This is a genomic window from Gordonibacter pamelaeae, assembly GCF_003340385.1.
Taxonomy (GTDB): domain Bacteria; phylum Actinomycetota; class Coriobacteriia; order Coriobacteriales; family Eggerthellaceae; genus Gordonibacter; species Gordonibacter pamelaeae.
In genome coordinates this window covers 133,062-148,065 of the sequence record NZ_PPTS01000007.1, presented here as the reverse complement: position 1 = coordinate 148,065, position 15,004 = coordinate 133,062, and the positions used below count along the sequence as shown (strand labels likewise).

12 protein-coding genes are annotated in these 15,004 nt (G+C 68.5%); 11 read left to right on the top strand and 1 reads right to left on the bottom strand.

All coding sequences use genetic code 11. The features are described 5' to 3' along the window. The first annotated feature begins 31 nt into the window (after positions 1 to 31). The 7 genes from C1877_RS11825 (at position 32) to C1877_RS11795 (ending at position 6,728) form a co-directional block, all read left to right on the top strand. A complete protein-coding gene (locus C1877_RS11825) occupies positions 32 to 694 on the top strand; it encodes a TetR/AcrR family transcriptional regulator (protein ID WP_181813845.1) in 663 nt (220 codons plus the stop codon). A 2-nt stretch (positions 695 to 696) separates the two neighbouring features. After that, the gene (locus tag C1877_RS11820) at positions 697 to 1,161 is read left to right on the top strand and encodes a hypothetical protein (RefSeq protein ID WP_015538848.1); all 465 of its coding nucleotides are present in this window, start codon (positions 697 to 699) and stop codon (positions 1,159 to 1,161) included. Between the two features lie 209 nt (positions 1,162 to 1,370). Beyond that, positions 1,371 to 2,039 (top strand): response regulator transcription factor, encoded by a 669-nt coding sequence (locus tag C1877_RS11815; RefSeq protein ID WP_114569255.1) that lies wholly within the window; start codon positions 1,371 to 1,373, stop codon positions 2,037 to 2,039. A gap of 16 nt (positions 2,040 to 2,055) precedes the next feature. Next, complete coding sequence (locus C1877_RS11810) at positions 2,056 to 3,084, top strand: sensor histidine kinase (protein ID WP_114569254.1); 1,029 nt, start codon at positions 2,056 to 2,058, stop codon at positions 3,082 to 3,084. Between the two features lie 205 nt (positions 3,085 to 3,289). Next, complete coding sequence (locus C1877_RS11805; protein ID WP_114569253.1) at positions 3,290 to 4,126, top strand: ABC transporter ATP-binding protein; 837 nt, start codon at positions 3,290 to 3,292, stop codon at positions 4,124 to 4,126. Further along, entirely contained in the window at positions 4,116 to 6,308 is a 2,193-nt protein-coding gene (locus C1877_RS11800; protein WP_015538845.1) for an FtsX-like permease family protein, read from the top strand. Before C1877_RS11805 ends, C1877_RS11800 begins: the two co-directional genes overlap by 11 nt. A 75-nt stretch (positions 6,309 to 6,383) precedes the next feature. Beyond that, positions 6,384 to 6,728 (top strand): nitrous oxide-stimulated promoter family protein, encoded by a 345-nt coding sequence (locus C1877_RS11795; RefSeq protein ID WP_181813844.1) that lies wholly within the window; start codon positions 6,384 to 6,386, stop codon positions 6,726 to 6,728. A gap of 18 nt (positions 6,729 to 6,746) precedes the next feature. Here the strand turns inward: C1877_RS11795 and C1877_RS11790 are convergent, their stop codons facing one another. After that, a complete protein-coding gene (locus C1877_RS11790) occupies positions 6,747 to 6,962 on the bottom strand; it encodes a helix-turn-helix domain-containing protein (protein ID WP_015538844.1) in 216 nt (71 codons plus the stop codon). A gap of 160 nt (positions 6,963 to 7,122) precedes the next feature. On the opposite strand from C1877_RS11790, the gene C1877_RS11780 reads away from it, so the two are divergent. The 4 genes from C1877_RS11780 (at position 7,123) to C1877_RS11765 (ending at position 14,935) form a co-directional block, all read left to right on the top strand. Further along, positions 7,123 to 7,779 carry a CpsD/CapB family tyrosine-protein kinase gene (locus tag C1877_RS11780; RefSeq protein WP_049783985.1) on the top strand — a complete coding sequence of 219 codons (657 nt, stop codon included), beginning with the start codon at positions 7,123 to 7,125 and terminating at the stop codon, positions 7,777 to 7,779. 115 nt (positions 7,780 to 7,894) lie between these two features. Continuing rightward, the gene (locus tag C1877_RS11775; protein ID WP_181813843.1) at positions 7,895 to 10,015 is read left to right on the top strand and encodes a PTS sugar transporter subunit IIC/EAL domain-containing protein; all 2,121 of its coding nucleotides are present in this window, start codon (positions 7,895 to 7,897) and stop codon (positions 10,013 to 10,015) included. Positions 10,016 to 10,257: 242 nt separating this feature from the next. Beyond that, positions 10,258 to 13,149, top strand: a complete 2,892-nt coding sequence (gene uvrA, locus C1877_RS11770) for an excinuclease ABC subunit UvrA (RefSeq protein WP_114569248.1) — start codon at positions 10,258 to 10,260, stop codon at positions 13,147 to 13,149. Between the two features lie 274 nt (positions 13,150 to 13,423). Then, positions 13,424 to 14,935 (top strand): GNAT family N-acetyltransferase, encoded by a 1,512-nt coding sequence (locus C1877_RS11765; protein WP_114569247.1) that lies wholly within the window; start codon positions 13,424 to 13,426, stop codon positions 14,933 to 14,935. The last annotated feature ends 69 nt before the right edge of the window (positions 14,936 to 15,004 follow it).

Genomic DNA, 15,004 nt, shown 5'->3' with positions numbered 1-15,004 from the left:
CGAGGTTCAAAGAACGATGGGAGGTGCGGCCATGGCGCGGCAGGGCGTCGACAGGGCGGCGATAGCCGAGGCGGCCTATGCGCTGGCGGAGGAGCGCGGGCTGGCGGGCCTGGGCATCCGCAGCGTGGCCGAGGCCTGCGGCGTGTCCGTGGGCACGATCTACAACTACTTCCCGACGAAGGACGACCTCCTGGTGGAGGTCATCGGCACGTTCTGGCAGCGCGCCTTCCACGAGGACCTGTGCCTCATCGTGGAGGGGGAGCGCTTCGACGCCTTCGTCAGCCGGGTCTACGCAGCCATGTCATCGGCGCTCGCGGCGTTCCGCTCTGACTGGCTGCCCCAGATCAGCGCGCTGTCCATCCAGGGGCGCGACGAGGGCAAGATGCGCGAGTCCGCGACGTTCGACCATATCCGCGCCGGCATGCGGGGCGTGCTGGAGGTCGATGCGCAGGCCGACCCTGCGCGCGCGGGCGTCGAGGCGGACGAGCTCGTGGCCTTCGCGCTCGAGAGCATGATCGCCGGCCTGTGCGCGGGCGAGCCCGACTGCCGCGTGCTCTCGGCGCTGCTGCGCGCCGCGCTCTACGGACCGGCCGCGCCGGATGCTGAAGGTGCGGCAGACGGCGTGGGAGGGCCGGAGGCCCCTGCGTGCGGCACGGAAGGGGCGGCCGCCGCGGCCGCCGGGGAAAGGTGGTAGCAATGCTCAAGATCTCAACGAACAAGCTCATGCTCGTGGCCGGCATCGTGTGGGCCATCGCCGGCGCGAACATCGCCAACATCGGGCTCACGGCCTACCGGCACGACTGGGGCTGGGTGCTCTGGGCACTCCTGGTGGGCTCCGCGGTCATCTTCGTGCTGTTCCACTCGCGCATCTTCCAGAAGATGGTGGGCAAGCACGCCAAGCGCATCGGCGGCTACGAGGAGGCCAAGACGAACATCCTGAAGTTCTTCGACAAGAAGGGCTACATCATGATGGCTATCATGATGGGCGGAGGCATCGGCCTGCGCATGTCGGGGCTCGTGCCCGACTGGTTCATCGCCTTCTTCTACACGGGCCTGGGCGTCGCGCTCGCGGTGGCGGGCCTCACCTTCCTGCTGCGGTACTTCACGAACGTGGAGCCGGGGTGCCCCCTGCTGCCGCGCACCTACGCGAAGCGCGGCTGACCGCCGCCGGGCCGCATGCCGTGCGGCGGCTGCCCCATGAAGGCGCGGGTGGCATTGCCGGGTTCGCGAACCCGGCGGTTTCGCTGACGGCCCGTTGACGAAACGGTTACGGCTCGGGGTCGCTCGCGCCCCCTTGCCCTAGTATGAGGGGCGAACCCCGGCATCGCCCCTTGGGCGCGGTGCGCGAAACCGAATGCGAAGGAGGCCCGGTGGCCCGGATATTCGTCGTGGAGGACGACGCGGCGCTGCGCGGCGAGCTCATGCGCCTGCTGGAGCTGCAGGGGCATGAGGCGCTCGCCAGCACGGCGTTCGACCGCATAGCCGACGAGGTGCTCGCCGCCGACCCCGACTGCGTCCTGCTCGACCTCAAGCTGCCCGGCGACGGCGGCCATGCCGTGTGCCGCGACCTGCGCAGCGCAAGCGACGTGCCCATCGTCATGCTCACCTCGTCGGACAACGAGTTCGACGAGGTCATGAGCATGAACCTGGGGGCGGACGACTACGTGACCAAGCCCTACAACCCCGCCGTGCTCCTGGCGCGCATCCAGTCGGTGCTCCGCCGTGCGGCGCGCACCGAGCCGCCGTCGCGCATCGAGCACAAGGGCGTCGTGCTGGACGTGGCGAGAAGCCGCGTGGAGTACGAGGGCCGCAGGGTGGAGCTCACCCGCAACGAGTTCCGCGTGCTGCACCTGCTCATGGAGAACAAGGGCGCCATCATCTCGCGCCAGGAGCTCATGATGGAGCTGTGGCAGTCCGACGCCTTCATCGACGACAACACGCTCACGGTGAACGTGAACCGGCTGCGCAAGAGCCTGGCCTCCATCGGCGTGCCCGACGGCTTCCTGGCCACGCGCCGGGGGCAGGGCTACCTCGTCTGATGAGCGGTGCGCGGCCATGAGCCTGTCCGCCTACCTGCGCGACAACCTCGCGGCCATCGGCGTGGGCGTGCTGTGCTGCCTGGGCGTGGCCGGCATGCTGGCCGTGCTCGGCGTGGGCGTGGACGCCACGGTGCTCGTGCCGTGCTTCGTGGCGCTGTGCGGCGCGGTGGTGCTCGGCTTGGGCTACGTGCGCAGGCGCCGCTTCTACACTGAGCTCGCGCGCATCGTGGAGGACCTCGACCGCACCTACTTCGCCTCGGAGCTCGTGGAGGAGCCCGGCTTCCTGGAGGGGCGCCTGGCCCACGAGGCGCTCGAGGCAGTGGGGAAGGCCGCGGCCGACGACGTGGCGTTCCACCGGCGGCAGGCCGAATCGTACCGCGACTACATCGAGCTGTGGATACACGAGATCAAGACGCCCATCGCCGCCGCCCACCTCATGACGGCCGACCTGCACGGGGGCGTCGCCTCGAAGCTGAAGGCGGAGCTGGACCGCATCGAGTCCTACGTGGAGCAGGCGCTCTACTACGCGCGCTCCACCTCGCTCGCGCGCGACTACGCCATACGCGAGCTGTCGCTGGCCGACGCCGTGCGCACGGCCTGCAAGAAGAACGCCCGCTACCTCATCGAGCGCGGCACCACCCCGTCCATCGAGGTGGGGGACGGCGTGACCGTGTTCGCCGACGCCTCCTGGCTCTCCTTCGCGCTGGGGCAGGTTTTGGTGAACGCGGCGAAGTACGGTGCAACGTCCGTGCGCTTCACCGTGCGCGAGGAGGGTGCGGGCACGAGCGCGGCGCGCACCGTGCTGGAGATCGCCGATGACGGCCCGGGCATCCCCGCCGCCGACGTGCCGCGCGTGTTCGACCGCGGCTTCACCGGCAAGAACGGCCGCGCCCAGGGCTCGGCCACCGGCATGGGCCTGTACCTGGTGGCCACGCTCTGCGAGAAGATGGGCCTCGGCGTGGGCCTGGCCTCCGAGGAGGGCACCGGCACCCGCGTCATGCTCGCGTTCCCCCACGACCGCAGGCGCATGGACGACCAGGTGTGACAAAGGGACGGGGATAATGTCACATTCCCTGATGTCTACCAAGCTCGTTAGGCGCACGGGGAATGTGACATTATCCCCGTCCCTTTGTCACACCGACGGGCGCCTCTCCCTTGCAAATTCGTAAGGTTGCGGTAAGCCTCTTCGATGGCGGGCGCGGCACGGCGGACGTAGTATCTTGGCAGACCCCGAGAGAAGGAGATTTGCCATGACCGAAGTTTACGCGACCCCGGAAGCGGCTTGCGCGCAGCAGGCGCCGGCCGCCTATGCGTCCGGCTCCCGGCCCATCCTGTCGGTTCGCCAGATAGAGAAGGTGTACGGGAACAAGGACTCCGTCACCAAGGCGGTGCGCGACATCAGCTTCGACGTGATGCCGGGCGAGTTCGTGGGCATCATGGGGCCGTCCGGCTCCGGCAAGACCACGCTCCTGAACTGCGTGGCCACCATCGACACGGTGACGAGCGGGCACATCCTCGTCGACGGGCGCGACGTGACGGGCCTGCGCTCCCGCGCGCTTGCGAAGTTCCGCCGCGACGACCTGGGCTTCATCTTCCAGGACTCCAACCTGCTGGACACGCTCACCGGCTTCGAGAACATCGCGCTGGCGCTCACGGTGAAGGGCGAGCCCGCCGGCCGGGTGAAGCCGAAGGTGGACGCCATCGCGGCCACGCTCGGCGTGTCCGAGGTGCTGGGGAAGTACCCCTACCAGATGTCGGGCGGCCAGAAGCAGCGCATCGCCGCGGCCCGCGCCATGGTGGCCGATCCGAAGCTCGTGCTGGCCGACGAGCCCACGGGCGCGCTCGACTCGCGCAGCGCCACCGTCATGCTGGAGACGCTCGAGATGATGAACTCCTCGCTCGGCGCCACCATCATGATGGTCACGCACGATTCCTACGCCGCCTCGTTCGCGAGCCGCATCCTGTTCGTCAAGGACGGCGCCGTGTTCAACGAGATACGCAAGGGCGACACCTCGCGCAAGGACTTCTTCAACCGGATCATGGAAGTGGTCACGTTCCTGGGCGGTGACGTGCGCGATGCTCGCTAAACTCGCCTTCCGCAACATCCGCCGCTCGGTCAAGGACTACGGCGTGTACTTCGTCACGCTCGTGTTCGGCGTGGCGGTGTTCTACGCGTTCAACTCGGTGTCGAGCCAGTCGATCCTGTTCGACCTCGAGGACACGGCCTCGGCCAGCGTCTTCGACATGACGGGGCAGTTCCTGGGCATGTTCAGCGTGCTCATCGCCTGCGTGCTCGGGTTCCTCGTGCTCTATGCCAACGGCTTCCTTATCAGGCGGCGCAAGCAGGAGTTCGGAACGTACCTCATGCTGGGCATGAACCCCCGCAGCGTGTCGGCCATCGTGCTCATGGAGACGGCGGCGGTGGGCCTCGTGTCGCTCGTGGTGGGCCTCGCCTTGGGCTTCGCGCTGTCGCAGGGGCTGTCGTTCGTCACGGCCGGCCTGTTCAACATCCAGATGACCCAGTACCGCTTCGTCTTCTCCCTCGACGCCTTCATGCTCACGCTGATGTGCTTCGTGCTCATCTTCGTCGTGACAGGGCTGTTCAACACGCTGTCCATCCGGCGCTACAAGCTCATCGACCTCCTGTCCGCCCGCTCGAGGAACGCGCGCTTCCGCGTGCGCAACCCGTGGATCAGCCTCGTGGCGTTCGTTGCGGCCGTCGGCATCCTCGCCTGGGCGTACCTCACGCTCATGGACAACGGCCTGGTGTACTTCGACGACGGGTTCTGGCGGGCCACGGCGCTCATGGTGCTGGGCACGTTCCTTCTGTTCTGGTCGCTCGCGGGCTTCGCCATCGCGGTGATCGAGCGCACGCGCGGCGTGTACTTCCGCGGCCTCACGATGTTCACGACGCGCCAGATTGCCAGCAAGGTGAACACGGCGTTCGTGTCGCTTTCGGTGGTGTGCATCATGCTGTTCTTCTCGCTCACGGTGTTCTCCACGGGCATGGGCCTGGCGCGCGCGTTCACCGGCAACATAGAGGATGGCACCGTGTACGACGCCACGCTCACGGCGAACGTGTACCTGAACGCGGGCGGCACGCACGATCCCGAGAAGCTCGCGGCCATGAGCGAGGAGGACCGCGAGTACCAGCGGGTCGCCGACGAGAAGGCCGCGGCCGTCGAGGCCGACGCGGAGGCCTACGGCTGGGACATCGCCGCGAAGCTGGCGGACGCCTCGCCGGTCTGGGGCGAGCTGGTGGGGAAATCCGCGCAGCTGGACGCGTTCAAGAGCACCGACGTGACGTACGGCGAGCTCATGGACCGCTACGGGCACGACACGGGCAACGAGAAGCAGAACGAGGCGCTGCACAACCAGGGCGTCACGCTCATCGGCGTCTCGCAGTTCAACGCGCTGGCCGAGCTCGTCGGCCGGCCCACGGTGGAGGTGGGCGAGGGCGGCTACGCCGTGAACAACACGCTCGACGCCATGAAGGCGCTTTCGGAGGCGCTCGCCCGCAAGGGCGAGACGGTCACCGTAGGCGGGCGCGTGCTCGAATCGGTGGGAGAGCTGCGCAGCCAGCCGCTCGAGGACACCACGTTCGCCGCGAGCGGGGCGGAGCTCATCGTGCCCGATTCGGTGATCGACGCCCTGCGCGCCCAGGGGGCGGTTCCCGAGCAGAGCATCCTCAACCTCATGTACAAGACGGGCCGCGTCGAGGGCGACAAGCTGCTCGGGCAGATGCTCGCCGAGGCATCGCCCGCGAACCCTGAGGTGGCGGCGTCCGGCTGGACGTTCAGCCCGAAGCCCTGGCCCGTGACGCTGTCCTTCACGGCCGAGGAGGTGCTCGTCCAGTCGAGCGGCATGAACCTCATGATCTCGTACCTGGCGCTCTACATCGGCTTCGTGTTCCTCATCGCCACGGCGGCGGTGCTTGCCATCCAGCAGCTGTCCGAGGCCAGCGATTCGCTCGCGCGCTACCAGGTGCTCGCCGAGATCGGCTGCGACCGCCGCATGATCTTCCGGTCGCTGCGCGCCCAGGTGCTCGTGTACTTCCTCGTGCCGTTGGCGGTGGCCGTGTGCCATACCGTGTGCGCCGTGGGCGTCATCAGCGACTCGGTCATCTCGCAGCTGGGCGTGTCGGTGCTCGAGCCGGCCCTCATGACCGGCGCCCTCGTGGCCGTGGTGTACGGCGCCTACCTGCTGGTCACGTACTTCGCCAGCAAGGGCATCATCCGCGCCGCGCTCGGCAAGAAGCTCGTGGGGTAGGGAAGGGGGGCCATCCGCCGCGGCGAGGGATAATCCCCCTCGCCGGGCGGCGGCGGTTCTGCTAGGATGCTCTCCATGGAAGACTCGCCGAAAACCGCCAAGCGCCGCGAGCGCGAGAAGCGCACCATCTCGCAGATGGTGGCGCTGTACTGCGCCGGCAACCATGCGCCCGCCGACCGCACCGGGCGCGCGCACTGCGGCGAGCCCGTATGCCCGGCGTGCGCGGCCATCGATGCCTACGCGGTGCTGCGCACCGAGTGCTGCCGCAAGATGGACGTGAAGACGTCGTGCGAGGAGTGCGGCAACCACTGCTACGCTCCCGAGAAGCGCGAGGAGATCCGCGCCGTCATGCGCTACGCAGGCCCGCGCATGCTGGGAAGGCACCCGGTGGCGGCCGTGAGGCACCTGCTGGGCCGCTGAGCGCCCGCGCGCGGCGGATCAGAACGTGAACAGCTGCCGCACCTCGATATCGAGGGCGTCGGCGATCCGCCCAAGGTCGTCCAACCCCACGCTGACGCGGCCTGACTCTATCCTCCAGATATGCGATTTGCTGCTGCCCACCATGAGGGCCAGTTTGTGCTGTGACAGGCCCTGGGCTTCTCGGCGGTCTCTGATGGCAGCGCCGAGGCGCAATCTTTTTTGTTCCGGATTCATTTTCTCAGGGTATTCGGTATAATCGTCTTGACGGCTTCATATATGAAGCCGTCAAGACGATGTGCACGAACGGTTGCCGCACGTTCGCCCGCACTGCCTGCCCGGTCGCCGATGCGTCGCGCGGGCGGCGCGGGGGCGTCTGCGGGATGAAGGGGGACAGGTGGTCGGAAAGCTCGGACGGGGGCGGCAGTGCGGCAAGGACGCGGCATTCGCAAACGCGGTGAGCACGCTCTACGCGAACATCGGATTCATGGGAGTGGACGACCCGCTGTGCACGGTCGTCGTCACCAGCACCGTGCCCGAAGAGGGGAAGTCCACGATAGCGCTCGCCCTCGCGCGCGCCATGGCGGCGTCGGGCAAGCGAACGCTCTTGCTGGAATGCGATCTGCGCCGCCGCTCGCTCGCACGCATGGCAGGCGTGCGCCCTGATATCGGCTGGGGGGCTGTGGCCGTGGGTGACGCCGCGTTGCGCCGGGCGGTGTCGCCCGCCGGCGGAGAGAACCTGTTTCTGCTCGATGCCGAGCCCGACCTGCCCAGTCCTGCGGACCTGTTGGATTCGGCGCGTTTCCGTGCGCTGTTCGACACGCTGGCGCGCACGTTCGACTATGTGGTGGTCGACACGCCGCCGGTCGGCGCGTTCGTCGATGCGGCCGTGGTCGCATCGCAGGCGGATGCAACGGTGCTGGTCGTTCGCGAGGGCTACGTACGCGGTGAGGGCGTGGCTCGGGCATGCGCCCAACTCGAGCAGGCCGGCGCGAACGTCGTGGGCGTTGCCATGAACTTCTGCAGCTCCTCGCCCAGTCCCGAAGGGCGCTGACGGCCGGCTCCCGCATCCGTTTCCCAAACGTTCTCTCCCGCATACCATGCCCGTTCCGTTCGGGGTACAATGCTCGAAGCGGCTTAGCGCCGACGAACGAGACGGAAGGGCGGGCATGCTCGACAAGGTTGACGCGCTGTTCGCGCGCTTGGAGGAGGTCATGGCGTTCCAAGCCATCCGCCAAGGGCTCATCCTCACCATCCCCGTCCTGCTGGTGGGGTCGTTCTGCCTCATCTTCCTCAACCTGCCGCTCGAACCCTACCAGGACGCCCTTGCCGGCGCGCCGCACATCGAGGGCCTGCTCAACTTCGTGTACAACGCCACCATGGGCATCTTCTCGCTCTACGTGGCGGTGGCCGTGGCGCTGCGCTACGCGAACGCCTGCGCCGAGCGGCACGGTGCGTTCTTCATCCAAGGCGCGCCTTTCGCCGCCCTTGCGGCCTACCTCATGTCGGTGGGCTTCGGCGCGGAGGGCTTCGACCTCGTGGTGCTCAGCACGCGCTCGCTGTTCATCGCCATCGTGTGCGGGTTGGCGTCATCCGTGCTGTACTGCAGGCTCGTGCGGCTGCGCCGTGCTCCCGCGTTGTACGGCGACACCCTTGACAACGTGTTCAACCAGGCCGTGTCGGGGCTTCTGCCCATCGCGGCGGTCATCGCGCTGTTCGCGGCGCTCAATGCCGCCGTGGCGGCCCTCACGGCCTCGAGCTGCATCGAGCAGCTGTTCTTCGACGGCGTGAGCGCGCTCTTCCCGCTGGCCACGGCCACGCTGGGCAGCGGGCTTCTGTACCTGCTCCTGAACAACGTCATGTGGTTCTTCGGCATCCATGGCGGCAACATGCTCGACAGCGTGGCGCAGAGCGTGTTCGTGCCCGGCACGGCCGCCAACGCGGCGGCGCTCGCAGCAGGCGGCGAGCCCGTGCAGATCGTGACGAAGACGTTCATGGACGTGTTCGCCTCCATCGGCGGTGCCGGTGCGCTGCTGTCGCTGCTCGCGGCTATCCTGCTGTTCGGCCGCCGCAGGAGCGCGCGGCGCCTCTCGGCGTTCGCAGCCGTGCCCATGTGCTTCAACATCTCCGAGATCATGCTGTTCGGGCTGCCGGTGGTGTGGAACCCGGCGCTGTTCGTGCCGTTCATCGTGGTTCCCCTGGTGAATATGGTGGTGGCGTACGGCGCCATGGCGGTCGGCCTCGTGCCGCCCGTGGTGGTGGACGTGTCGTGGACCACGCCTCCCCTGGTGGGCGGCTACGTGGTTACGGGCTCGCCCGCCGGAGCCGTGCTGCAGCTCGTGTGCATCGCGCTCGGCACGGTGCTGTACCTGCCGTTCTTGCGCCGCTACGAGCGGTTGGCCGACGATCACGCGCGGGTGCAGTACGAAGCGTTGCTCGCATCGTTCCAGGACGACGAGCGCGCCGGGCGCTCGGTGGAGCTCGTGGCGGCCGCGGGCTCGCTGGGCGCGGTGGCCCGCTCGCTCGCCGAGGACGTGCGGGCCGCCGTGGGCGCGGGGGCCTTCGAGCTGCGCTACCAGCCGCAGTTCGACGTCGCCGGCCGCGCCGTGGGCGCGGAGGCGCTCCTGCGCATGGAGCATCCCGTGTACGGCTGGCTCTACCCGCCGCTCGTGATAGAGCTGGCAAAGGAGGCCGGCGCGGGCGGCGAGCTCGAGCGCGCCGTGTTCGAGCGGGCGCTCGCCGATGCGCAGGCCGCAGAGGCGCTCGCGCATGCGGGGGAGCTCGACCCGGGCTTCAGCGTGAGCGTGAACGCCACGGCCACGATGCTCCAGGACGAGGAGGCCGTCGGCTTCGTCATCGACGCCTTCCTCGCCCGCGGGCTCGACGCCGGCCGCGTGGTGGTGGAGGCCACCGAGCGCGAGGCGCTGCTGTGGGACGCGGGCGCGCATGACCTGCTGCGCCGCGTGGCGGACGCGGGCATGCGGCTCGCCATCGACGACTTCTCCATGGGGCGCACCTCGTTCCAGTACCTGGAAACCAGCGTGTTCTCCGTGGTCAAGCTCGACGGGACCATCGCCAAGGGCGTGATGGAGAACGAGCGCTACGCCGAGATCGTCTCGTCCATCGCCGACCTCTCCGAGCACTTGGGCTTCACCGTGCTCGCCGAGTACGTGGAGACGGCCGAGCAGCGCGACGTGCTGAAGATGCTCGGCTGCTCCCTGTTCCAAGGCTACCTCTATGCGCCGGCGCTGCCCTTCGACGAGATGGTGGAGCGCGCACGGCTGGACTAGGGGCAGGTGCCGCCGCCACCCCTCCCGGCGCGCCGCAACGGCGGAAAGCGAACGAATTGTGCGCATCGTTTGAACGCTCGGACACGAACGTATGTTTTCGCTGGCTCTTTCCGCGCGCTGCGCTAGAATGAACGATTGCACGGAAATGATAGTTTTCCGGTAGCCTAATTTGCAACCCCCGACGCGCGCCGCCGGGCCCGGCTGCCGGCTGCGGATGCGCAAGAGAAAGAGCGATAAGCCACATGGGACAGAACGCCATCGTCATCAAGGGTGCCCGCGAGCACAACCTCAAGGACATCGACCTCATCATCCCGCGCGACGAGCTCGTGGTCATCACGGGCCTCTCGGGCTCGGGCAAGTCGTCGCTCGCGTTCGACACGATGTACGCCGAGGGTCAGCGCCGCTACGTGGAGAGCCTCTCCAGCTACGCGCGCATGTTCCTCGGGCAGATGAGCAAGCCGGACCTGGACAGCATCGACGGCCTGTCGCCGGCGGTGTCCATCGACCAGAAGACCACGTCCAAGAACCCGCGCTCCACGGTGGGCACCACCACCGAGATCTACGACTACCTGCGCCTGCTGTTCGCGCGCGTGGGCGTGCCGCACTGCCCCGAGTGCGGGCGCGTCATCAGGAAGCAGACCACCGACCAGGTGACCGACGAGATACTGTCCCTGGCGCCGGGCGCGAAGGCCATCGTCATGGCGCCGGTGGTGGCGGGCCGCAAGGGCGAGTTCACGAAGCTGTTCGCCGACCTGCAGAAGGAGGGCTTCAGCCGCGTGCGCATCGACGGCGAGATCCTGAAGCTGGAGGCCGAGCCGCTCACGCTGAACAAGAAGATCAAGCACTTCGTCGACGTGGTGGTGGACCGCGTGCAGCTGAAGGAGAGCGCCACGAGCCGCATCGCCGAGGCGGTGGAGCTGGCCACGAAGCTGGCCGACGGGCGCGTGCTCGTGCAGGTGCTGGGCGACGACGGGCAGCCGCTCGGCGAGGCGGGCGGGCAGTCCTCCGGTGCGAAGGGCGGCCTGGGCGAGGGCGAGCACATCTTCTCGCTCGCGCTCGCGTGCCCCGAGCACGGCCACTCCATGGACGAGCTGCAGCCGCGCGACTTCTCCTTCAACGCGCCCTACGGCGCCTGCCCCGACTGCCTGGGCATCGGCAGCCGCGAGGAGGTGGACCCCTCGCTCGTGGTGCCCGATCCCTCGCTCACGCTGGCCGAGGGCGCCATCGCGCCGTTCAAGACGGGCAACTACTACCCGCAGGTGCTGCGCGCCGTGGCCCATCATATGGGCACCGACGAGAACACGCCGTGGGAGGACCTGCCGAAGAAGGCGACCGACGCGCTGCTCTACGGCTTGGGCGACCAGAAGGTGCGCGTGGACTACGTGACCGTGGACGGCCGCGAGACGTACTGGTACATCGAGTGGGAGGGCGCGCTCGCCGCGGTGCAGCGCCGCTACCAGGAGGCCCAGTCAGACAACCAGCGCGAGAAGCTGTCGGAGTACTTCGCCATCGTGCCGTGCCAGACGTGCGGCGGCAAGCGCCTGAAGCCCGAGATCCTGGCCGTGACGGTGGGGGACAAGTCCATCCACGACGTGACCGAGATGAGCGCGGCCGACTCGCTCGACTACTTCGAGGGCCTGGCCTTCCATGGTGCGGAGGAGCACATCGCCGGCCCCATCGTGAAGGAGATCAAGGCGCGCCTGCGCTTCCTGGTGGACGTGGGCCTGGACTACCTCACGCTCGAACGGGCCACGGCCACGCTCTCGGGCGGCGAGGCGCAGCGCATCCGCCTGGCCACGCAGATCGGCGCGGGCCTCATGGGCGTGCTCTACATTCTGGACGAGCCGTCCATCGGCCTGCACCAGCGCGACAACGAGCGGCTCATCTCCACGCTCGAGCGCCTGCGCGATTTGGGCAACACCGTCATCGTGGTCGAGCACGACGAGGACACCATCCGCAGCGCCGACTACGTCATCGACATGGGGCCGGGCGCGGGCGAGCACGGCGGCCAGGTGGTGGCGGCCGGCAAGCCCGACGAGATCGTGAGGTTCGAGGGCTCGCTCACGGCGGACTACCTTTCGGGCCGCCGCACCATCCCGGTGCCGGAGAAGCGCCGCAAGCCGCGGCGCGGGTCGCTCAAGCTCACGGGCGCCGCGGAGAACAACCTGAAGAACGTGACGCTGGAGGTTCCCTTCGGCACGCTCACCGTGGTCACGGGCGTGTCGGGAAGCGGCAAGAGCTCGCTCGTCACCGACACGCTGGCGCCGGCCCTCGCGAACCGCGTGAACCATGCGCACCGCCGCTCCGGCACGTACAAGAAGATCACCGGCCTGGACAAGATCGACAAGGTGATCAACATCGACCAGAGCCCCATCGGGCGCACGCCGCGCTCGAACCCCGCCACCTACATCGGCCTCTGGGACGACATCCGGGCGCTGTTCGCCAGCACGCAGGAGTCGAAGGCGCGCGGCTACGGGCCGGGGCGCTTCTCCTTCAACGTGAACGGCGGCCGTTGCGAGGCCTGCAAGGGCGACGGCCAGATCAAGATAGAGATGCACTTCCTGCCCGACATCTACGTGCCCTGCGAGGTGTGCGGCGGCGCACGCTACAACCGCGAGACGCTGCAGGTGACGTACCGCGGCAAGAACATCGCCGAGGTGCTGGACATGACGGTGGACGACGCGCTGGCGTTCTTCGAGAACATCCCCGGCATCAAGCGCAAGCTGCAGACGCTGCACGACGTGGGGCTCGGCTACATCCGCCTGGGGCAGCCCGCCACCACGCTCTCGGGCGGCGAGGCGCAGCGCGTGAAGCTGTCGAGCGAGCTGCAGCGCCGCCAGACCGGCAAGACGTTCTACATCCTGGACGAGCCCACCACCGGCCTTCACTTCGAGGACGTGCGGCAGCTTTTGGAAGTGCTCGAGCGCCTCGTGGATGCTGGTAACACGGTGCTCGTCATCGAGCACAACCTGGACGTCATCAAGTGCGCCGACCGCATCATCGACCTCGGCCCCGAGGGCGGCGACCGCGGCGGCACCATCGTGGCCCAGGGCACCCCCGAGGAAGTGGCCCAGGTCGAGGGCAGCTACACCGGCCAGTTCGTGAAGCGCATGCTGGAGGACGGCCGCCTGTAGGTCGACGAGGCGGGCGTGACAGGGGGACGGGGATAATGTCACGCTCTCGGAAGCACTGCGAGCCCCTATCGCATCGAGGAGCGTGACATTATCCCCGTCCCCCCGTCACGCCCCGGTTCCCGCTTTGCGAGAATCTTACCGAATGCCTCCTTTACCTGCCCGCGTGCTCGTGCGACAATGCGCTGCGGCCTTTTCCGGCCGGGAATCCAACGGACAGCGAGGGGAGCGGGTGCAGGTGGCAGAGGCGGGTACGGCTCCGGCGGGGAGCCGGCATATGGCGCGCGGCATCGTGTGCGCGCTGGCGGGCGGGGTGTGCTGGGGCTTCTCGGGCACCTGCGCGCAGCTGCTCATGAACGACTACGGCGCGCCGGCGGAGTGGATCACCTGCGTGCGCATGGTCATCGCCGCCGCGTTCTTCCTGTTCCTCACCGCGGTGCGCGACTGGCGCGACCTCGTGGCCGTGTTCCGCGACCGCCGCTCGCTCGTGCAGATCGCGCTGTTCGCCGTCTTCGGCGTGCTGCTCACCCAGATGAGCTACCTGAACGCCATCAGGTACACGAGCGCCGGCGTGGGCACCGCCATCGAGCAGATCGGCCTCGTGCTCATCATGCTCTACGTGTGCGTGCGCGCCCGGCGCCTGCCGCGCGTGCGCGAGGCGCTGGGGCTGGCGTGCGCGCTGGGCGGCATGCTGCTCATCGCCACGCAGGGCGAGGTCGACCAGCTGGCCATCCCGCCCGAGGGGCTGGGCTGGGGCCTCGTCTCGGCCGTGGCGCTGGCCTTCTACACGCTCATGCCCGTGCACGTGCTGAAGAAATGGGGAGCCATGCTGGTCACGGGGCTGGCCATGCTGTTCGGTGGCACGGCGGCGTCGGCCGTGGTGCAGCCGTGGGCCGTCCCGGTGCAGCTCACCGGCGGCGCGCTGGCGGCGCTCGTGGCCATCGTGCTCGTGGGCACGCTCGGCGCCTACATGCTGTACCTGCAGGGCGTGGCCGACGCCGGCCCCGTGAAGGCGAGCCTGCTGTGCTGCGTCGAGCCGGTATCGGCCATGGTGCTGGCCCTGTTCTGGCTGCACACGCCCGTGTCGGTGTGGGACCTGGCAGGCTGCGGCCTCATTGTGGCCATGATCTTCCTCGTGACCGAGCGGGAGAAGAAGCCGCAGGTCGCAGGCGGATCTGCGGAGCCGGCCGCCGCCGGAGCGGCCGCCTACGACGATCCGCCGCTGTTCGCTGGACGCGCCTCGGTGCTGGGCTACTACACGAGCCGCCCTGCCGTGCGCGAGGACTTCGACCGCGTGTCGGCCCTGCTCGACGCCGGGCACGAGACGTTCGCCGCGCTCGGCATCGACGAGGGGCGCAAGAAGTACCCCTCGGCGCGCCGCCTCATGCACAGCATAAAGAACGGCACGACCCACGTGGTGGAGGACGCGCACGGGCGCATGATAGCCGTGTTCGCCGTGTCGTTCTCGCCTGACAAGAACTACGCGGCCGGCATCGAGGGCGCCTGGCTCACCGACACGGACGCGCAGCCCCAACCCTACGCCGAGCTGCATTGGGTTTCGGTGGCGCCTGCAGCGCGGCGGCGCGGCGTGGGGCAGTTCATCTTGGAGACGGCGGGCCGCATCGCGCGCGCCGGCGGGCGCCGGAGCATCCGCGCCGACGTGTACGAGCAGAACGTGCCCATCCAGAAGCTCTTGGAGAAGCACGGCTACGCGCGCTGCGGCATCCTCTCCATGAAGGATGTGTTCGGCCGTCGGAAAACCCGGGTGGCCTACGAGCGCCTCCTGTAGGCAGCGGCCGCCTGCGCCCGGTTTTGGGCGCATGATCAAAAACGACGTAAAAGGCTCGCCAAACCTCTT